This is a genomic window from Blastopirellula marina DSM 3645, from assembly GCF_000153105.1.
In the GTDB taxonomy this organism is placed as follows: Bacteria; Planctomycetota; Planctomycetia; order Pirellulales; family Pirellulaceae; genus Blastopirellula; species Blastopirellula marina.
Window position 1 is genome coordinate 2917036 of the sequence record NZ_CH672376.1, and the last position, 20337, is coordinate 2937372.

Sequence of the window (20337 nt, forward strand, 5' to 3'; positions counted from 1 at the left end):
AATTCCGCGCCGGTCTTTCCGTGCGTATCAACCGGGATTTCACATTTGGGTTGAACCAAATCGAGTCTGGAATCGCTCCAAGCCTATTCCCATCCGCATCTTAGCATCGGGCCCCGCCATGTCTAGGGTTTGGGGGATTTCTGAAATTTTTCCGCCACGGAAGCCTCCGCTCGCCTTGGCCATGCCAAGCAAAATGGATAAATAAGGAACGCGGGTGAATGGCGGTGCCGAAATGGAATGTGCGCGTAAGTTGATCTTGGCTTGAGCGGAATTTCTTTCCTCGTCCAATCACGAAAAGCGGACCTACCGTCACTAAGGAAGAGACTTTCGTCTGACCGACGTGTATAGGCACGTGGTGCATGACATTCTGGCGTGATGGTGACTTTATTCTTTCGCAATGTTCAGCGAGCCTGAAAGAATCGGAACGTTCGGCGCGTTCCGATTCTGGTTTATCTTACCCGCGTCGCGTTACTAGTGTCCTGCGTGGGAAGTCGTGACTTGATGTCCACCGCTCGATGGGCCCGAGCCCTCTTGCTGGTGGTAGTGCAGGATGTGCCCTTTGGTTTCGGAATTGCCGTTCTCATCTTCGGCATGAGCGGCAATTTTAACGGGGGCGCCTGGCTTCACTTGCAAGTCAATGGTCCAGTCCATTCCAGCGGGGTCGATCAAGCGTGCAGGCGCGCCATTCACGAGGATCTGCTTGACATCGTAATTGTCGGTCGTCAGCCCTTGAACGCGGATCATGCCGCTGGAAATCGGTTGAACAGACGTAATGACGGTAATGGGGGGCTGATCATCCACCGGCTCGAGGTCGAAGTAGTCTTCAACTCCATATTTGTAGTCAGCGTCATTCGAGCCCCGCGGAAAGAATACGGTAGTATTCACCTGCGAAAAGTTCATGCGCAGATGCTCGTGCCGGTGCATGACGCAACGCCATAGCCCGTATGCACAATCGTGTAGTTGGGCATCTTGGATCTTCACGCAAGGAGAACCGATGTGAAAGGCCCAGTGAGAATCCCATATCTTCGTATTGCGAAGGATAAACGGGTGCTGGTAATCAGGTCCTACCCCTTCCACGTCGCTGTCTTTGTCTTGGAATCTTCCACCCGCGAATCCGCCCAGGTTGACGGCGAATAGTCGCTGGCAATGAGCTTCGTTGCTGTCAAATCGGATGAACGGCAAAGTCCGAATATCGACTTTTTGGAAGGCGCCGTCAGACTGGAGAATTTTCAGATTCGGGTCGAAGTCGTCTCGTTCGACCACTTCCAGTCGAAATCCGTCTTCATCACATTCCGCCGCGACGTTTCGAGTAAACGTATTTAGGCTATTCGCCCACCAGAAGCCGGATCCGAGATTGTTGTCGAAGGGCAAAACCTGTTCCGGCAACGGATCTCCATCCAAAGCTTGAACCGCCAGATTGCGATCGAAGATGTTGTAGACTTCCGTTCCATCTTCCAAAAAATAACCGTGACCAACGCTCTTGTAGCCGACGCAATCTTTCACCACCAGGAACTGCGTCCCATGAATCGTGATCCAGCGGTTATGACTGTCCCACACGGACAGGCCAATCAAGCTGCTCCCGCGCATCGATTGATCGACCAGATGATAGTGAAGTGGGTACTTTCCTAGCACGCCGCGTTTTCCGAGATGACGAAACTCGGCGTAGCTAATCCCACCGGCGGAATTGTTGTGGTACATCGTGTGTCCACGGATTCCATCGGGATTCGCGGATTCCACCACGACGTTTCGTGACAGATTCGCAACCTCCGCGCGGTATTCGCCTGCGCCTAAATGATCAAACGCCAGCGGTTTGTCGAGACTGACGATCTGCAGTTTTGAATCGATTCCGCCCCACTTACGCATTCGCGTAATGACCCGTTCTTCGGTCGTGGGGTTATCCGCTACCGAATTGTCATCTCCGTCTCGGCGATGACGCGTGCCGATGTAGCCGAATTGACGTGTGGTGCCGGTGATGATGATTCGATCTCCTACTTTCCACCCCGGCAGAGAAGCAGGCATCACCAGTCGAGATTCGCCCACCTTCGCCGTCTGGTAAGGAAGCTTGATCCAAGTTCGCTCCAGCGGAGCTCCATGGATGTCCATGCGCCCGCCGCAGCAAACAATCGCCGGGCACGTATTGGGATCCATCCCCTCCAGGTAGTGAAGGCGAATCGTCGCTTGGTGATCGGCGGACAAGGGACTCTCGATCGTGCCGATCTCTAGGGCGGCACGCTGAGAATGCGTTAATTCGTGTTCATGGTTGTGTCCCGCATCGTCAGGAGCATGCTGACAATCAAACCCTTCTTCGCTGTATTGCTCGTTCGCTTCGATGCGAATCAGGCCAACTTCTAGTCGCGTGTCGCGGTCCGTGGCGAACTTCAGCGTTCCTGCAATCTGAACTCCACGAATTACCTGATCGGAATCGACATCATAAAGGACCTCATGCGCCTGGCGAATCACGACGCGATCCCCGGCCTGGGGAACTTTCCCTTTTTCCCAAGTGGTCGCTGCAGACCAGGGACCGCTGGCGGACGTGCGAAGAACGTCAGGCGATTGCTGCGCCATCGCGTGATGATGCTTGTGATCTTCGGCGGATGCAACAGAGAGGCTGAACGAGGTGATCGTCAGCAGGAACGAAGCGACGCAATGTGATTTCATAATCATAGAATTTGTTTCCGTATCTCTAGAGAGAGAAGCGTACTTGGAGTGAAGTTTCAGGGCGCGGAGATCAACGAGCGCCCTTTAGTGTTGGAGAGATGACAGTGCCGTTGGGGAAATCGCGTTAATCCACTTGGTCAAAATCAGCCGGATCAGAACGAGGACGACGCGTGGCGAATCGGACCCCAGCCATGGTTAGAGGCTCTAACTCGGTAGTATTTTCGTCAATCAAAACACGCAGATTCGATTTGCCTGGCACGGCGTACCGCCCCCCCAACTTGTCATGCGGATTGGAGGCATCTGGATTATCGAACCACAGCACGGAGAGATCGTATTCGCCGACGGGGATTCCGTCGTCCGACTGGTAGGTCGTCATCGAAAATTGACCATCCTGCCCGACGATCGCACGAGGGCGCGTTCCGCGGACATCAAATTCTTCTCCATTGGCTGGGTGAAAGACCAGCATGGCGCCTTCGGCAGGTTTGCCGTTGATCGCAAAGGTTCCCTTAACAGGGATTAACTCGGGCCGCGGTTCTTCTGGCTGACCGCAACCGGTGAGGACCGTAAAAGCCAGGCTCGCGGCAATGAGGCCCGCGTTTCGATTTGCAGTACGAGCGACGAATGCAAGCGGAATCAACATGAAATAGTTCCTACAGGAAGGCGAATGAGATCGTGCAAAGGAGTTTTGCCGGAAGGTCGTCTAGTCTTCACTGACGACTTCTCCTCCGCTGTAGGTGCATAACGCAATAAAGACGTTGTTGTTTGTCGTCTCGCTCAAAAATCGTACCGATCCATCGGACAAGGCGACTTCAATTCCGCCGGTATGAAAACCAAGCGGATTCGCCCACTTGTTCGAGGCGTTGATAAAGCGAGGGCCTTTTTTCGTCACCCCGTCATCTTCAAAACCATACATCCAGCCTGCGGAAGGGCCGGCCCAATAGTCGAACCAGCCGCCGAACTCCGGTTTCGCGCTGATTAGTTCTCCATTGTCACGATGCAGCCATTGCGCGCGACCGGCCGATTCGTGCACGATAATCGTGTTAGTCGTTCCGTCCGTAATGTCGCGGAACTTGCGCCCCGTTCCGCCGCCACCGAAGATGCCTAGATGATTCGTGCTGCCTGCGCCGGGTGCATAAATCGCATGGGTGCTGCTATGGATTCCTCGTTGGCCTGCATAGTCGGTCGTCCAGCCTCCGCGGTCAGAATCGATATTAAAGCCGGACGAGTCGCGATAACGAAGCTCGGGAGTCAGTTGCGTGCCTCCCGGAGTCGATGGGCACTCAAAAACGCTTAACTTCGTTTCGATCGCCGCTTGATTCTTGACATCAAAAAACGCGTAGTTTTGATCATAGAGATTCGCCAACGCAGTTTGCTCAAAGTACGGCAACAAACAGGGGATCCAGCTGTTGTAGTAATAGTTTCCGTCAGGATACTCGGAGACGTACGACTCAAGCGGGAAAGTGCCGTGCGTTCCTGCATAGTTGTGTAACGCCAGCCCAATCTGCTTCAGGTTATTGCTGCACTGCAACCGCCGTGCAGCTTCGCGAGCTTGTTGAACCGCAGGTAGCAAAAGGGCAATCAGAACGCCGATGATCGCAATGACCACCAGCAATTCAACGAGCGTGAAACCGCGTGGGGATTGTTGTGGGCGTGACATCCAAAAGGCCTTTCCAAATATCGGGGGGGCAGCGGAAGCCTGAGCCGTGAATGGTCTGGTGAGAGACGAATAGGCCGTCAAGCGAAAACGCTGGCAGGATTGAGAATCAGTCTCAATTTGTCGCCAGTTTAGCCGATTGGGCTCCAATGACAACCTCTGGCCTCCTAATTTTCGGCATCAACGGCAAGAACAGCATGCCGACGGTCTGGCGAATCCACGGCGGTGCCTGAGATCTACGTTCCAATGAAGGCGACCTCAACTCCCAGATCAGCCGCCCCCTGTAGCGAACGAATCGACCATCAACTTCACCGTCAAAGTGACCGCCAGGGTCGCCGAGTGCGACAGGTCCAGACCGTCCAGCGCTCCCGTTTTCACGGCACCTTCGTCAAACGCTGGCAGCAGAGAATTCCGAAGCGACGGAACTGTGATCGCGAAAGCCGCTGAAGCGTGGATGGATCGAATCCACGGTCCGCTCTCGCATCAGTCAGAAGGAACCCCAGTCGCCGCCGGCGGGAGAGTTCGCTTGGTCCGGCAGAGAAGAAACTGCTAATGAAGTTTGCCGAGGGCGAAAGCCAAGCGACTGCCGAGGGCCGCTTGGTCTCTGGGATTGCGCTTTACTTGGACTGCAGCGGGAAATCGAACGTGTTGTCGCCGGCCTTGACGTCGGCTGTCAGCGTCGATTTGTTGTTGTACTTCGCCGGCAGCGTTTCTGGTTTGGAACTGCCTGGGACGGCGTCGTCTCCCATTTTTGCGGTGCTGATCGTCACGGTGTTGTCGCCGAGCGGGGCGCCTTGGATGTCGTTCATTAAGTACATCGAATATTTGCCTTCGTTATCGGTAACGCCGGTCGAAACCCGTTTGGCGGTGGCGCTGTGGAATCCGACCGTAGCGTCCGCCAGCGGCTTGCCGTCGAGCGTGACCGTTCCCGACACGGTTCCCAGATCCGGCACGTCGCCAGCGCGACCGCCGCCGCAACCTGCAATAACCAAAAGCACGAATGTAACGCCCAGGGGCGCAAGAGCGGCCAGTTGCTTTGAAATAAATCGCATGGGGGAAATTTCCTGAATCGGTAGGCTCGTTTCGGGGGCTTCGCTTGTGTCTGGCCATCGATTTATGGCCAGACACAGCGAGAGAAGAAGCGGCAAATGCGCGGCGATTAATAGTCGCTAATCACATTGCCGTCATTGATCGCGATCAGATACTCGTAGACGCTGTCGATTGCGGTCACATTGGAGCTGTTGGCGGTATGCAGGAACTCGATATTTTCGGTCACAAACCGGACGCTGCCATCGAACTTGAGCGCCAAAACGCCGCCGGGATGATGGCTGCTGGCCATTTCGCACTCCAAGTCTTGGTTGTGGTTGGAGGTGTCGTTGATCGGCCAACGTCCCGAGATGCCGATGTCGTCGACGCAATTCGAGTCGCGCCCTTCCTGGCATCCGGCCCAGGATTTCATGCATAGCACCTCACCGTGCAAAATCGACGCGGCCTCAGAAATCGCCAGCGTATTGCTAAGGCCGTCGGTCACATCGCGGAAGCGGCGTCCGCTGTTGTGATAAAAACCACCATCCGCTTTGGCGAAATCAGCGAGAGTCGATCCCAGCGAAGGGCCGCTGCGCGAATGAAAGTAAGCCGCGTAGTTCGATGCTCCTTGCTTGAGAAATCGCTGCGAAGGATCATCCACATCGAGACCTGGGTCTGAGGGGCAACGATAGGCTTTGATGACTTGTCGCGCACTGGTGCTCAATTCGTCGTCGAGCAGTCGCCCCCGGCCGATACCAGCGGTTTCATAAAGTGCGTTTTGCTCAAGAAATGGCAGGATCAAAGCGGACCAACCCCAACTCCGCTTCTTCGACGAATCGGCCGGATTGATGGCCAAGGAGGGGAGCGATTGGAACGTGTCATGGTAATTGTGCAGCCCCAGCCCAATTTGCTTCATGTTGTTACTGCATTGCATTCGACGCGCCGCTTCGCGCGCTTGTTGCACGGCCGGCAGCAACAATGCAATCAACACGCCGATGATCGCGATGACGACCAAGAGCTCGACGAGCGTGAATCCTTTGCGGTGCTGCGATGCCGGGGGAATGATATTTTGGTCAACTCCAACTGAGCGAATTGAGATCATCTGCGGGACTCCTGTACGGGATGACAAATATGCCTGGGGTCTGCTGGTGCGTTGGTCTTGAAAGCGGAGTTTGCAAATCAGCAGGGGATGCCGATGCCGTCTTCTGCGAGCCGTGTTTTGCTCATCGCGTGATCCGCACAAAAGCTCTGGAGCAGTGCGGAGACCTGTGCACCAATCGAAAAAGCGAATTCATCTATATTTCTGATTGATTACATAACAGATTCATTTTCTCTGAAAATTTGCTTCGCGTCAACGGTTGCTCTGTTAAAAGGGTGGATGATACGCCGTAAATGCTCGGTTTTAAGGGGAGTATCTTGCCTGTAGGCTCCATTAGCCCGTGAGAGGGAAGAGATGCCTCCCCTACAAGTCAGCCATCTATTGCCGTTACCAATGACGCGACATCTCAGAACCAACGCTTGGATGGCATAGGGTAGTAAAGAGGCCGAGGGGCATTATTTAATGCTAAGTGTTCGGTGTTGTTGGATTTGCGGACGTTTGTGCTTGAGTTCTCGACATTTTTGTCCAACGTCAGCATCACGGTTTTTCACGATGGCTCGGGGCTGCGATCTGTAAATTTCAATGACTTCACCCCGGGCTAATTTAGGCTGGTCTTTCAGTCCTAAGAACTTTACTTGTTGGCGACTTTCGCGGCCGCGAATTGTCCGTTTCTGCGGTGCGGCGTCATGCTGCTTCTCGCCGTATCGTCCGTGCTTCATCCGTGGATTGACCGCGTTCTATTCTTCTCTTCTGGAAAATAGCGCAATTTCTAAACTGGCGCTTCGGACTATGAAGATTGATGCCGCCGCGTTGTACTCATGCACTTCCTGTGAGGTGGCCTTGCGGCTGGATGGCGATACCAGCAGATGAACATGCTCCGGCGCTCAGCCGCTCGTCCGACCTTGCCAGACGGGGCAAAGATTGTCCGTTGACAATACGCACAAATTCGCGGTCGATTGCGGTGTGGCGAGCAGATAATTGATGGTTTCTTAAGAGCGTACCTGACTCGGAAACGCGAGCCAGGCGGCAGCTCTCGCCCGGCTTGACTGCTCTTGGACAGTTCGCGCCTCTGGCTGGTGCTCGCATGGTTTGAAAAGGCGCAACCTCAAATTTTGCGTGTCGAACAAAAAAAACACGCTGCGGTCCGGTCCACTCCGCCGTCTAGAAAAAAAATTGCGGTCCGGTCCTACGGTCCCACGGGAATGGGCAAGTTAAGTAGGTTTATTTTGGGGGGCAGCGACTTTGTCCGTTTACGGCGCTATCTTGCGGCAGTTCCGTTCCTGGAGTCCCAGCTGGATCTCTTCGATGACTTCCGGATCGGTTTCGAGCGTTGCTCGGTTTTTCAATGCTTGGCGCGAAGCGTCACAGTCATATTTACCAAGCGCCCAAGCCGACGCGCCGCGGATGAGCGGCTCGTCATCGTTCAGGCCTTTTATCAGTGCGGGGACAGCAGTTGGGGTGGGTCGATTGCCGAGGGCGATCGCGGCGTTGCGGAGCAGCCCGCGGCGTCGAGGGCGCCAGATCGGCGATTTGCGGAAGCGGGCGCGGAACGTGTCGTCGTCGAGATCGAACAGCGGGATCAGCTCGAGCGGGTTCGATCCCGATTGGGGAATAAACGTTGGCTCGGCGCTCTGCGGGGCTTTGCTGTTCCAAGGGCAAACGTCTTGGCACAGGTCGCAGCCGAAAACCCACTCGCCGAGACCAGGGCGCAGATCGCGCGGGATCGGGCCGCGGAGTTCGATGGTGAGATAGCTGATGCAGCGAGTTGCGTCTAAGACGTGCGGCGCCGGGAATGCGTCGGTCGGACAGACATCGAGACACGCGGTGCAAGTGCCGCAGTGGCTCGCGTCGTGCGGATCGTCGTAGTCGAGTTCGATCGAGGTGAGCAGCGCCGCTAAGAAAAAGAGACTGCCGGCGTGTTTGTTGAGCAGCAGCGTGTTTTTGCCGATCCAGCCAAGCCCGGCGAGTTGGGCGAAATCGCGCTCTAGCAGCGGCGCGGTGTCGACGACGCCGCGGATGTCGGCGTCGGCGGATAACTGTTGAAACTCGCGTTTGAGGGCTTTCAGCTTGCCGTGGATCAGGTCGTGATAGTCAACTTCGCCCCACGCGTAACGCGAGACCCTCCCCTGCCCTGCTGCGGTTGGCCGCGCGTCATCGGTGCGATACGGCAGGGTCAGCATGACGATGCTGCGAGCGCCGGCCAAGACATGGCCGGGATCGGCGTAGGCTTCGACCCGGTCGGCCAGATATTGCATTTCGCCGGCGTATCCGGCGGCGAGCCAATCGCGGAACGCATCGATGCCGGTCGGTGATACGGCAGGGCAAGCGCCGACATGCAGGAATCCGAGTCGACGCGCAGCGTTCTTTAACGAATGCGTGAGCGTCGATGGTTGGGGGAAACTCTTCAAGCTTTTGGGTTGACTGCTAGCGGTTCGTAATTAGCGTGGAACTAGTGGAGGTATACCGTCCACGATAGTGCTTATCGCTCCCCCTCGACAAGCGAGTCTCCCATGTTGCGTCCCCTTTTGTTCAGCATAATCGCTGTGGTCGGCCTGTCAGTGGTCGGTTCGAGCGCCGAAGCCTACTTCCCTGGTACTTTTGGACCGCGCGTCGGTTACCGCGGCTTTGGAATCACCAACTACGGTGGTCCTGCCTATGGCTACGGCAATTATGGATATGGCTACAGTCGCATCAATGTGCCGACGCCTCCCTACTTTGCGTTGCATCCGCCGGTCTATTATTCACACTCGGTCGCGCGACCTTATGGGATCAGCCCATTTCCGATCGGCTCGTATACCCCTTCGCAGCGCGTCGTTTATCAAACGCCGACACCGGAGCCGCAGGTTGTAATCAACCCGTACGTGACGACCGCAGCGCCAGTTGCTGAGGAAGCCCCGGCCGACGTGGCCGAAGAGACGACGGCGACCGACGCGGAAGCGACGGAAGAAGCCGCGGAGCAGCCGGCGGAAGCAGTCACCGAAGAAACGGACGAAGCAGCGCCTGCCGAGACCAAGGAAGCCGCCGCTAGCTATTGGCCCACCCCGCAAGTGGTGCTGAACCCGTTTGTCGATAGCAACGCGGTCGTGCCGGTCAGCTTTACTAAAATTGTGACTCCGTAGTCAGATTTTGGATAATTCCTCTTGGTCGGCGCCAGCGATCTAGCTATCCTTCGCGTGCTTGCATCGACCCAATCAATCCGCTCGTCGTGACTTCCCAGCGAAAACGACGAGCGCTCGCGTCCGGCTCGTCCAGCGCACGAGCCGTTTAAGGGGAAAGGAATTCCCGATGAATCGAATATTTTTGGGGCTGGCGTTCGCGGCGTTAGGACTGACGCTCGGCTGCCAAGGCAAAAACGCTCAGCTGAATCCATTTTCGGCCTATGGTCCGCAGCGCGTACCGCCGCCGGCGACCGGCAGCTACGCTCAGCCAGGGACGACGGCGCCCTACTATCAGCCGACGGGTCAGCCGAGTGCGACGCTCGGTGCGCCTGCCGCAGGAACCTATGCGCCGCCAGGCGGAACTTTGGCTCCTCCACCAGGAGCGTCTCCTTATGGGGCTCCACCGGCCCAGTATCCCGGGACGAACGCACCGCCGGCGACGTGGACGCCGCCGGCCGCGAGCAATATGCCGAGTTCGGGGATCAACGAGGCGGGTTCCTCCAATATCCAACTGACCAGCGCCAACGAACCGATCCCGGTTCCTTCGGTCACCACGGCGGTTCCAGCGACAGGTTCCTCGTCACTGCAAACGCAGGGCATGGCGCCCAATGCGCCGGCCGCCGGATTGAACTGGAACGCCGTTAGCCAATAACGACTGCGGCAAGCGCGGCTTGACGCCAAGCGGGATGGCGCCGACGATAGAACGTTATGAACGACTCCGCCGATACAACTTTGCCGCCTGTCACCGTAAAACCGCTGAAGATCGGCGATCTGGTCATTGATCCCCCCATCTTGCAAGCGCCGATGGCGGGCTACACCAACTACGCTTTTCGACAGATCGTCCGCGATTATGGGGGCGTGGGGCTGCAAGCGACCGAAATGGTCAGTGCACGCAGCTTTGTCTGGCTCGATCAACAAGCCGAGTTCCCCGATCGTCTGTGGGGGATCGAAGATGAGCCGCGTCCGTTAGCGGTGCAGATGTGGGACAACGAGCCCGACACGATGGCTCGCGTCGGAGAGCGGCTGGTCGAAGAGTTTCAGGTGAGCGTCGTCGACATCAATTTCGGCTGCCCAGTCAAACAGGTGACGCAGTCGGCGCATAGCGGATCGTACTTGCTGCGCTGGCCCGAAAAGATGTTCTCGATCATTCGCCGCGTCGTCGAGGCTTGTGCTCCGACGCCGGTGACCGCCAAGATTCGCTTGGGTTGCAGTCGCGACAAGATCAACGCAAACGAGATCGCCCAGGTCGTCGAAGAAGCCGGCGCCGCCGCACTCACCGTGCATGGCCGAACCGCCGCTGACTTCTTCAAAGGGAGCGCCGACTGGGAAAAGATCTCAGAGATCAAACCGTATCTGAAAAAGATCCCGCTGATCGGCAACGGCGACTTGGATTCGGCCGCCAAAGTGGTCGAAGCGTTCCGCAGTTACCAGGTCGACGGCGTGATGATCGCACGGGCCTGTTTGGGGCGACCATGGCTGTTCGCCCAGGCCGCCGCCGCGCTACGGGGAGAACCGGTTCCGGCCGATCCGACCCTGACCGAGCAGCGGATGTGTCTGCTGCGTCACTATGACCTGGTGGTGCAGCGGTTTGGCATCGAAAAGGGAACGATGCTGATGCGGAAGTTCGCTTGCTGCTACGCCCAGGGAATGTACGGAGCGCGTGCGTTTCGCACGCGCGCGGCGAAGGTTTCGTCGCCGGCCGAGTTCTACGAGATTGTCGAGAATCTGTTCCCGCGCGATCCCGAAGTTGACGCGGTCGAAGCGGCCAGCGCTGAGATGGCCAGCGGATCGTAAGCGAGGTCTACTCGGCTTCGACCAGTTCGTCGGCATTGGCTTCTTCCGGCAGCAGGATTGTGCAAAAAGCATGAAAGCCGGGGAAGAAGTTGGGGGAGGAGACCGGCTCTTGAATGACCGATTTTTCGGCGCCCTGCGACCAAATATGAAACGTCCCTTCCTGAATATCGAAATTGTGAATTTGGTTCCAAGGAAGCTGCACCGGCGCTTTCTTGCCCCCAAAAAACGAGGTCGGTACGAACTCGATGCGATCGTTGAAGAAGGTGATATTGGGGGTCCAAGCGACAGGTCGACCCTCGGCGATTTCATGCAGCATCGCCGAGCCAACGACTTGGGAGACGTGAGAGCGGAGCACTTCTAGATCGTCATCGGCGCCTTGAATGTTGGCGCTGTAGCTGATTTTGCCGGCTCCGCTGCCGGGACGCGGATCAAACGACATCTGCGTTTGCGTGCCGGTGTAGGCGCCGTTGTAGTACATCCGCGTCGCCGAGTAGGTGAAAGACTCGACATCTTCGTAACGAAGTTTCTGCTCGCCGGTGATCCCTGACTTATAGACTCCCTGTTCGTGGCAGCGGAACGCGGTTCGCTCGCAATAGAAGTAGATGAGCACGCTCAAGCCGATCACGGCCAACGGCGCGACGATCGCCAACAACGGATGGACGACGAATAGTAATAGTGAGAGGAGCGTCAAGACAATTGCGAGAACCCAGCCGATCGCTTTGAACCGGGTCGCCCGCTCGAAGAGAATTCGGCCCAGTCCGCCGCTGGGCGCGGCGCTGGCGTCGCGCTCCGGAATCATTTTTCCGAGCAAGCGAATCAGCAAGTACGAGTTCCGTCCTTTGATGGGGAAGCGGATCGAAGCATGTTCGTCATCGGTGCGCCAGATGCAGACTTCATCTCCAAACACATCGACGGCGAGCAGCTGCTCGAACGGAACCAGGCTCTCTTGCGAAGCGCCGGTCGCGAGTGCCGTTTTGCTGATCGCCCAACCCTCGCCGGCGGCATGCTCGCCGCGCTCAAGCGACTGGGTCGCGCGCTGCTCCAGCATGTCGAGCAGTCGATTGTGCAGGTCGACGATTCCGTCTGGCTGATCTTCTTTGACGCGATAGTTCATCACAATCGGCTTGTCGCGGTCGGCGACCCAGTAGCGAACATCGCGCTGCACGCCGGCGGCGTTGCCGTTATTGAAGATTCTCTTGTCCCAGAGCGACATCGCCAAAACGTCGCCGTCCGAGAATGCGTGATCCTGGCCGACTTCATGAATCGTGAAGCCTTCGCCCAGATCGGTGCACCACAGACGCGAGCGGCGTTTGGCGAAGCCGATCGCTTCGACTAGGCCGGTGAAGACGATGCCGCCATAAAAGAAAACGTCATCCCAGATATCGGCTTTCTGCACGCTAAGCGCGATCCCCACGACAATCAAGATCGGTCCGACCGCTCGCAAGAGATGGAAGACCCACGAGATCTGACCGCGAACAAGGACCCGCTCCGATGCTGATTCTGGCATGACTCGCCTTTCCTGCATAAAGAGAAGATGAAGAGCACCGAAGCAGACCTCGGTCGATGCGGTTCTTATATCGCAGGAGGTGTGCGATTGCAAATATTTAGGAGGGCTACGAAGAGAATGGGGACAAAAAAAGCCGGCCCGATGGGGCCGGCTTGCAGATTCAAGTTGCGTCAAACGTTTACCGCTTGGTCGATGCCTTGCCGGCGACTTTCGCTTCGGGCGCGGCGCCCAGGAAAGTCATCAGGTCGGCGATCTCTTCGGCGGTGAGCGGATCGAGCAAACCGTCTGGCATCACGCTGGTCGGGCTGGCGGCGATCTCGTCGATCTCGTTGGAGAAGATCGTTCGTTTTCGTCCATCCTGGCCGGTGAGGATGATGTCGCCGTCAGTCGTACGGGTCACGAGCCCCACATGGATTTGGCCATCCATCGTCAGGACTTTGCGAGCGGCGTACTGATCCGAGATGACATGCGACGGAAAGAGCACCGATTCGAGGATTTGTCGTTTCTGGAAGCGACGCGCCACTTCGGTCAGGTCGGGGCCCACCGCTTCGCCGACCGAGCCAACGCGGTGACATGCGACGCATTGGGCCTTTTTGAAGACCGCTTTGCCGTTAATCGAATTACCGCCGGCAAACTTGTCGTCGGTCATGTAGTCGAGCAGTTCTTCCAGGTTCCAGTTTCCTTTGGCCACATCGATCGGCTTCGCTTCCGGCATCTCGGGATGCGTCTGGGCGAACCAGTCCTGCCAGGCGACGACCCGTTCGGCCATCGGCGCCGAGTTGCTAGCCGGGAATTCTCCGGTCCATTTTTCGAGCAGACGAATCGCGTTGATGCCCCCTTCATCCTGCAGCTGGTCGGCCAGGATGATCAGTTGACGGAGATGCTCTGGATTGGTGGAGGTCGCCGGTGCGTTGCGTAACTTGGCCAGCACGGCGCTGGCGAACTCCCCTTTCAGGATCGCTAGACTGTCTAGCAGCAGTGCGAAGTTCTCGCCGGTCGGTTGTTGCGCCAGACCCATCGCGATTGAAGTGCGGCGTTCCGGGAAGTCGCGATAGACCTCTCGCAGGTAGGCCATCATCTCTTCGTCGCCGCTTTCGGCGAGGATTGCGACGATACCCATTTGCAGTCGTTCGATCACGGCGCCTTCGCGGCCTTGCAGCTTTTTGTCGACGTCACGCAGCGTCGCAACAATATAAGGAGGACGATCTTCGGGCAGCTCAAACAACGCGGCGAGCGTCGCATTGGGCCAGACATCGCCGACAGTCAGCAGCAATAGCTTCTCGGTGTCGTCCAGATGGCCGACAAACTGCTTGGTCGACATTTCGACATAACCACGGAGGCCTTCACCCCCTTCGATTTCAAGTCCCTTTTCCAGGTGGCCGATCAGCTTGAGCTTTTGCTCGCGCGTCCAGCCGGTCGGAATGAAGGTCATTTGCATCGCTAGGAACAAGCGTTCGCTGTTGGGGATGTCGCTGTCGAGGTGCGCGATGTAACGATCCGTGATCGATGATTCCTGCAGGAACGCGAGCGTCTGGATGAGTTCGCGATTCATCACATGATCGCCGGCCGGAAACTCGCGGGCAACTTGCTCGCCGATCCGTCCCAGATCCGATTTTTGCAGTTCGCCACGCAAGATGGCGACTTGAATGATCCGCATCACATCTTTGAAGTCTTGGTCGTTCAGGTAGGTGTCCAGCAGTTCGCTGGCGCGATCGCAAACGGCCGTCGCACGCTCATGAGTGGGGGCTGCGGTCATCGCCGCTAAGGCGCCCATGTTGAACAAGTGCGCATCTTTGGTCGCAAGGATCTCGGTAAACCACTCGTCGATCGGTTGACGTTCGAGCAAGCGTCGCGCCGCCCAGGCTTCGCGGCGATCGCTCGAAGTGAGCGCCGGGCGGATCAGGCTGAGCGGAACGCGGGCATCTTTGTAGGCGAGCGCTTCGCACGCGGCGCGGCGAACCTTGGGGCTGCCGTCCGAAATGAGATCGGTAATGCGATCGATCGCTTCCTGTTCCGTTCGCAGGCCGAGTAGTTTGAGCGTTTTCAGACGCACGTCGGCGTCCGGATCGGTCGAGAGTTTCAGCAAAAACTCAATACTGGGCGTCGGTCCATACAACTGCATCAGCTCCAATGCGCGAACGCGGAACTGCGAAGGATTCTTTTCGGCGATTGCGACTCCTTGGACTTGTGCATCCCAGGTATCGCCCATCGCTTGTTGGATTTCGGCGATGTGCTGACGTCCCCAGGCGCTGTGCGGTTGGGGTTGTCGAACCGCGGCGGCGATGCCGGTTTCGTCTTTCAACTGGCCGGCGGGTTCTTCCCCTTTCCAGACGATGCGGTACAGGCCGCCGTCGGTGCCGCGCCCGCCGGTGCAGACGTACAGCCAGCCGTCGGGGCCGACATCAATATCGGTCGCGTTGAACTGCTTCCCTTCTAGGAAGACTTCCTGTTGGGCGCGATAGCCGGCGCGTTCGGTAATGAACTGCAGCGTGGTGATCCGGCCATTTGACCAATCGCAGGTGAACAGGCGATCTTGATAGCGGATCGGAAACTTCTGGTGGTCGTAAAAAACCATGCCGGTGGGCGAAGCGGCTTTGGTTTCGAGCGTCGCCGGCAAGCTGTCGATATAGAACGACGGCCACTTGGCCCATCCGCTGCGCCAGCCAAATTCGGCGCCGGGGAAGACTTGCAGCACGCGCGGCGGCAGATGCCAGACGAGCCCTTCGTCCCACTCCATGTCGGAGTCGTAGGTGAAGAGATCCCCTTCGCGATTGAACGCGATGTCGTACGAGTTGCGGAGGCCGCCGGCGACGATTTCGACAAAGCTGCCGTCGATGTCGGTTCGCAGGACCATGCCGCCGGGAGCTTTGACGCCGACAGCATGACCGCCGGGATCTTCAAAGCGTTTAACCAGGTCCCCTTCGTAGTAGTTGCGATGGGGGCTCGTTTCTGAGATCTTGCCGGCGAGTTGCGTATGGTTGCCGACCGTCAGATAGATCAAGCCATCCGGGCCGAGCGCCATTTGGTGAGCGCCATGTTCGCCCAGCGGGCCGGTAAAGCGAATGAGCGTTTCGCTGATCGAAAGCAGCCCATCTTTATCTTCGTCTTTCAAGTGATACATCGCGGTCCCCTGCGGACCTTCGCCGACGACATAGACGTCGCCGTTGAGCGGCAGGATCCCCTGCACGTTTTTGACTTCGTCGCAGTAGACGCGCGAGTTGTCGACGACGCCGTCTCCGTTTTCGTCAGAGAACAGCATCAGCGGTCCTCCTTCTTGCGAAGCGACGACGCTGCCGAATTCGTTGAAGGCCATCGCGATCAGCGACCCGGTCTTTTCGGCCGAAATCACTTCTTGAATCGCAAAGCCCGGCATGATTTGAAAGCGGGGCTCTTCCTGCGGTTCGCTTGACGTCGATACGTTATTGGCCGGCGTGCCGACCGGCGGAACCGGCGCGAAGCCGTCCGCCAACCACGGCGGGGTCGTCCCGAGCGGGCCAAAGACCTGGGCGGCCGACCATTGCGAATCGTTGAGCTGCAACGATTGCCATTGAGGAACCGGTTGGATGCTCGTCAGCCAGGTTCCGTCCGAAACAACATCTTGGACGCGGCCATTAGAGTCGGTGAACTCGACGCGAACTGACAAGCCGGCTGAAGCGCCAGCGGTGTTGGTGACTTGAACGCCGACGACGTTGCGGCCTGCTATCAGGTGACGCGTGATGTCGATCGTGCGCATTTGTTGCCAAGCCGAGCCGGAAGCGACGCGGGCTCCATTGATCCAAAGCTCATAGGCGTCATCGGCGGCGACCTGCAGGATCGCGCGCTGCGATCCGCGTACGTTGATCGTCTTCCGAAAGAAGCAACTCGAGCGAGGCACCGCATCTTTGGAATGTTGCGGAGCCCAAATCCAGTTGGCGGTCTCGGCTTGAACAGCTCCTGCTGCGAAGAGTAGGAGAGCGCAAGTGACGAGCGAAGTCAGTCTTTTGGCGTTCATGGCTGGTTGGAGCATTCGAGCAGTCGGCCTGTTTTCGTCGTTTCGTGTCTCTGCCCTGGGGTATGTCGGTATCCCACGACGCTGCGTCGTGGAAAGGAAATTCGACATCATTTCAAGGATCGGGCCTCTGGATTCACAAAATCAGCAAAACTGACATGTCCGGCATAATTATGAAAAATTACCACGCCTGCTAGCGAAAACATGCCAGTGGGCTGGCGCTTGCATTCCGAGAAAAGTAAGGGAAAAAGGTAACGCATTTACTTGTTATTGACCGTCACCGCTTCAACGGGCTACGATGCAAATGCCCCGTCTAGATAGAATGCAGCGTTTGTGAAAACGCCCTGCCTTCCCCCATTTGACTCTATTCCGATTTTCCCCACTCGCGGCCTCGCTCGCATTCGCGGCGCTGTGGAAAGGATATTCCCAGATGAAATGGCGTCTAATTTCCTGTTTCTTGCTTTGTGCCTTCCTGCTGATCGCGGGGGGGGCCGGTTGTGGTGGATCAACGCCCACGACCACCGACTCGCCAAATTCAGGCGCATCCAGTTCTGAAGAAGAAACCTCATCGAAGGATGGGATGCCTGGGGAAGAGGGAGAAGAGGTCGCTGAGGAAGAGCCAGAGATGCTGTTGGAGCCGTTTGACGCTCCCCCGCTCGAAGAAATTGACGCCAAAGTGAAATGGGTCGACCAGCGCGTCATTGATCCGATCGAATTGCTGGCGAAGCAGTTGGAAAAAGAGCCGCCGCTCACCGATGTCGAAACGGCGCTGCAGCTGAAGAACAATTTTCCTCCCAACAAAGAGAACAACGACAAGATCTTGTCGGCGTTGGGACGTTTGCCGAAGTCGGACCAAGAGGTCGATTATGACGCGACGATCGTCCGGCATGTCGGGGGGGACGCCAAAAGCACCAACCCGCTGATGATCAGTTCGGTGACCGAGTTTGACGTGGTCGGATTGATGGGGATCGAGATCTACGGCTTCGACTGGAACATGGATCCGCTCGCCAATTCGGACTACGTCGTCAGTTGGCAGACCAGCGAAGACGGCATGTACGACAAGCTTGTGTTGCGTGACGACATCTACTGGTCGGACGGCAAGAAGTTTACGGCGCAGGATGTGATGTTCTCGTTTCAGGTGATCATGGATCCCGAATCGCGCGTGCCGGCCGTCAAGCAAGGAACCGACAAGATTCGTTGGGTTCAGGCCTACGACGATCAGACGGTCGTCTACTTTCACCGCGAATCGACTCCGGTCAACGTTTGGAACATCAACTTCCCGGTGATCCCCAAGCATGTTTACGAAGAAACGATCAAAGAAGATCCGACGATGCGTTTGAGTGACGCTCACGCCAAGTTAGAGTCGAATCCGATTTGCGGCGGCGCCTACAAGTTGGTCAAGCACGATCGCGGCCAAGAGATCGTGCTGGAGCGGCGCGAAGACTTCTACATGGTCGACGGCAAGCAAGTGCGACGAAAGCCGTACTTCAAGACGATTCGCTTCCGGATTATCGAAGATCCCAATACGGCGATGTTGGCGCTGAAGACCGGCTCGATCGAAGAGATGGCGATTACGGCCGATCTCTGGACGACGCAGGCCAACGACGACAAGTTCTATGAAAAGAATACGAAAGTAACAGCGACCGAGTGGGTCAGCTTCCATATTTGCTGGAACACCAAGTCTCCGTTTTTTAGCGACAAACGCGTTCGCCAGGCGATGTCGTATGCGTTCGATCATCAAGAGATGATTGACAAGCTGTTTAGCGGCCTTTACGAACCGGCGGCCGGCCCGTTTCATCCGACTTCGTGGATGTCGCCCAAACCGATGCCGGAGCCTTACCAGCAAGATCTGGACAAAGCCGAAGAACTGCTGGACGAAGCCGGCTGGGTCGATAGCGACTTTGACGGCATTCGCGATAAAGAGATCAACGGCAAGAGGGTCCGCTTCGAGTTTTCGGTCACTTGCCCTCCCAGCCCCATTATGGAACGGGTCGCGCGGTTGCTGAAGCGCAGTCTGAGCAAGATCGGCGTCGCGTGTAACATCAAGTTGGTCGAATTCACGGCGCTGCAGCAGATGAACCTGGACGGGCAGTTTGAAGCGACCTTAGGGGGCTGGGGAACGAGCACCGATCCCTATTCCTCCGAGAACATCTTCGCCACCGGCGAAGGTCGCAACTACGGACGATATTCCAATCCCGAGATCGACAAGCTGTTTGATCAAGGGCAGAAGGAATTCGATCGCGAAAAGCGAGCCGAGATCTACGGCGAGATTCACAAAATCTTGTACGAAGATCAGGTCTACACCTGGCTCTTCTATCGCAACTCGTTCTACGGTTTCAACAAGAAGCTCCGCGGCTATCGCTTTAGTCCCCGGGGACCGTACAACTACAGTCCCGGCTTCAATAGCATTTGGGCCGCCCAGCCGTAAGTTGTCACCGCTCGCCGAAACCGAAGAAATCGAAGCCTATGCTCGTTTATATCATTCGCCGATTGTTGATTAGCGTGTTAACGCTCGTCTTGATTACGGCTTTCGTCTACGGACTGATTCGCTCGATGCCGGGCTCTCCCTTGACGGCGATGATCGCCGGCGGGGGCGACTCGTCCGACAAGTCGATCAGCACGCAGCAGTACGAGCGGATGAAAGAGCAGTTTGGGCTCAACAAGCATTGGACGCTCGGCTATTTGGATTGGTTGAACGGCGTACGCAAAGGCGATTTGCAAAACGCGCTGACGCAACCGGGAACGGTCGCCAAGTTGATCGGCGATCGGATGGCGGCGACGTTGCTGCTATCGGTCACATCGCTGATTTTGGCTTATCTGCTGTCGATACCCCTAGGGCTCTATTCGACCGCGAGGAACGGAACTATCCCCGAGCGCAGCACGAGTCTGATTCTCTACATGCTCTACTCGTTTCCCGTCTTCGTCGCGGCGCTTTATCTGCAGATCTTGTTTCACGTCAACTTAGAATGGTTGCCGTTATACGGCGTCACCAGCTCCAACTACGCCGAGCTGTCGGTCTTGGGCAAAGCTTGGGACCTTTTCTTGCATTGCTTGTTGCCGGTTACGTGCTTTACCTACACGTCGCTCGCGTATTACACGCGATTCATCAAAGCGAACATGCTGGAAGTGGTGCAGCAAGATTACATTCGAACCGCCAAAGCGAAGGGAGTTGGCCCCTTCAAAATTTTGACGGTGCATGCGTTCCGTAACTCGTTGATCCCGTTTGTGACGTTGATCGGTCTGACGCTGCCCAGCTTGTTTAGCGGCGCGATCATCATCGAGAAGATCTTTAGCTGGCCGGGGATGGGCGCTCTCTTTCTAGAAGCGATCAGTCAACGCGACTACCCGCTTGAGATGGGGCTCGTCCTCATGTTTTCTGTGCTGACGTTAATGGGCCAGTTGCTCGCCGATGTGTTATACGGCGTGGTTGATCCGCGAATTACTTATTCCTAG

Annotated in this window: 13 protein-coding genes; 5 read left to right on the forward strand and 8 right to left on the reverse strand. The window is 57.0% G+C overall.

Annotated elements, in window-relative coordinates; all coding sequences use genetic code 11:
* Positions 1–471: 471 nt before the first annotated feature.
* The 6 genes from DSM3645_RS13805 to queG all read right to left on the reverse strand — a co-directional run bounded on the left by DSM3645_RS13805 (position 472) and on the right by queG (position 8845).
* Positions 472–2664, reverse strand: a complete 2193-nt coding sequence (locus DSM3645_RS13805; protein ID WP_002652820.1) for a G8 domain-containing protein — start codon at positions 2662–2664, stop codon at positions 472–474.
* Positions 2665–2782: 118 nt separating this feature from the next.
* Positions 2783–3298 (reverse strand): hypothetical protein, encoded by a 516-nt coding sequence (locus DSM3645_RS13810; RefSeq protein WP_002652821.1) that lies wholly within the window; start codon positions 3296–3298, stop codon positions 2783–2785.
* 60 nt (positions 3299–3358) lie between these two features.
* Positions 3359–4315: a DUF1559 domain-containing protein gene (locus DSM3645_RS13815; protein WP_040351838.1), complete on the reverse strand. Its 957-nt coding sequence runs from the start codon at positions 4313–4315 to the stop codon at positions 3359–3361.
* Positions 4316–4929: 614 nt separating this feature from the next.
* Positions 4930–5364 (reverse strand): carboxypeptidase-like regulatory domain-containing protein, encoded by a 435-nt coding sequence (locus tag DSM3645_RS13820; protein ID WP_002652824.1) that lies wholly within the window; start codon positions 5362–5364, stop codon positions 4930–4932.
* A gap of 107 nt (positions 5365–5471) precedes the next feature.
* Positions 5472–6440 carry a DUF1559 domain-containing protein gene (locus tag DSM3645_RS13825; RefSeq protein ID WP_002652825.1) on the reverse strand — a complete coding sequence of 323 codons (969 nt, stop codon included), beginning with the start codon at positions 6438–6440 and terminating at the stop codon, positions 5472–5474.
* A 1247-nt stretch (positions 6441–7687) separates the two neighbouring features.
* On the reverse strand, positions 7688–8845 hold the full coding sequence (queG, locus tag DSM3645_RS13835) for a tRNA epoxyqueuosine(34) reductase QueG (RefSeq protein ID WP_002652827.1): 1158 nt from the start codon (positions 8843–8845) through the stop codon (positions 7688–7690).
* A gap of 102 nt (positions 8846–8947) precedes the next feature.
* Here queG and DSM3645_RS13840 point away from each other — a divergent pair, with 102 nt between their 5' ends.
* From DSM3645_RS13840 to dusB, 3 genes are all read left to right on the forward strand, one after another.
* Positions 8948–9556, forward strand: a complete 609-nt coding sequence (locus tag DSM3645_RS13840; protein ID WP_002652828.1) for a hypothetical protein — start codon at positions 8948–8950, stop codon at positions 9554–9556.
* A gap of 166 nt (positions 9557–9722) precedes the next feature.
* Entirely contained in the window at positions 9723–10247 is a 525-nt protein-coding gene (locus tag DSM3645_RS13845; protein WP_040351839.1) for a hypothetical protein, read from the forward strand.
* Positions 10248–10303: 56 nt separating this feature from the next.
* Positions 10304–11389 (forward strand): tRNA dihydrouridine synthase DusB, encoded by a 1086-nt coding sequence (dusB, locus tag DSM3645_RS13850; protein ID WP_002652829.1) that lies wholly within the window; start codon positions 10304–10306, stop codon positions 11387–11389.
* Positions 11390–11396: 7 nt separating this feature from the next.
* On the opposite strand, the gene DSM3645_RS13855 is transcribed toward dusB, so the two are convergent.
* Entirely contained in the window at positions 11397–12896 is a 1500-nt protein-coding gene (locus DSM3645_RS13855; RefSeq protein ID WP_002652830.1) for a hypothetical protein, read from the reverse strand.
* A 178-nt stretch (positions 12897–13074) separates the two neighbouring features.
* The gene (locus tag DSM3645_RS13860) at positions 13075–16902 is read right to left on the reverse strand and encodes a DUF7133 domain-containing protein (protein ID WP_237564815.1); all 3828 of its coding nucleotides are present in this window, start codon (positions 16900–16902) and stop codon (positions 13075–13077) included.
* A gap of 412 nt (positions 16903–17314) precedes the next feature.
* Between DSM3645_RS13860 and DSM3645_RS13865 the strand changes: the two genes are divergently transcribed.
* Together DSM3645_RS13865 and DSM3645_RS13870 are read left to right on the forward strand one after the other, a co-directional pair.
* Complete coding sequence (locus tag DSM3645_RS13865) at positions 17315–19312, forward strand: peptide-binding protein (RefSeq protein WP_116344405.1); 1998 nt, start codon at positions 17315–17317, stop codon at positions 19310–19312.
* Positions 19313–19350: 38 nt separating this feature from the next.
* On the forward strand, positions 19351–20337 hold the full coding sequence (locus tag DSM3645_RS13870) for an ABC transporter permease (protein WP_002652834.1): 987 nt from the start codon (positions 19351–19353) through the stop codon (positions 20335–20337).

Excerpts from the sequence above, each read along its gene's own strand:
- DSM3645_RS13805 (WP_002652820.1), bottom strand. The coding sequence starts at position 2,664 with ATGATTATGAAATCACATTGCGTCGCTTCGTTCCTGCTGACGATCACC.
- DSM3645_RS13810 (WP_002652821.1), bottom strand. The coding sequence starts at position 3,298 with ATGTTGATTCCGCTTGCATTCGTCGCTCGTACTGCAAATCGAAACGCG.
- DSM3645_RS13815 (WP_040351838.1), bottom strand. The coding sequence starts at position 4,315 with ATGTCACGCCCACAACAATCCCCACGCGGTTTCACGCTCGTTGAATTG.
- DSM3645_RS13820 (WP_002652824.1), bottom strand. The coding sequence starts at position 5,364 with ATGCGATTTATTTCAAAGCAACTGGCCGCTCTTGCGCCCCTGGGCGTT.
- DSM3645_RS13825 (WP_002652825.1), bottom strand. The coding sequence starts at position 6,440 with ATGATCTCAATTCGCTCAGTTGGAGTTGACCAAAATATCATTCCCCCG.
- DSM3645_RS13840 (WP_002652828.1), top strand. The coding sequence starts at position 8,948 with ATGTTGCGTCCCCTTTTGTTCAGCATAATCGCTGTGGTCGGCCTGTCA.
- DSM3645_RS13845 (WP_040351839.1), top strand. The coding sequence starts at position 9,723 with ATGAATCGAATATTTTTGGGGCTGGCGTTCGCGGCGTTAGGACTGACG.
- dusB (WP_002652829.1), top strand. The coding sequence starts at position 10,304 with ATGAACGACTCCGCCGATACAACTTTGCCGCCTGTCACCGTAAAACCG.
- DSM3645_RS13855 (WP_002652830.1), bottom strand. The coding sequence starts at position 12,896 with ATGCCAGAATCAGCATCGGAGCGGGTCCTTGTTCGCGGTCAGATCTCG.
- DSM3645_RS13860 (WP_237564815.1), bottom strand. The coding sequence starts at position 16,902 with ATGCTCCAACCAGCCATGAACGCCAAAAGACTGACTTCGCTCGTCACT.
- DSM3645_RS13865 (WP_116344405.1), top strand. The coding sequence starts at position 17,315 with ATGAAATGGCGTCTAATTTCCTGTTTCTTGCTTTGTGCCTTCCTGCTG.
- DSM3645_RS13870 (WP_002652834.1), top strand. The coding sequence starts at position 19,351 with ATGCTCGTTTATATCATTCGCCGATTGTTGATTAGCGTGTTAACGCTC.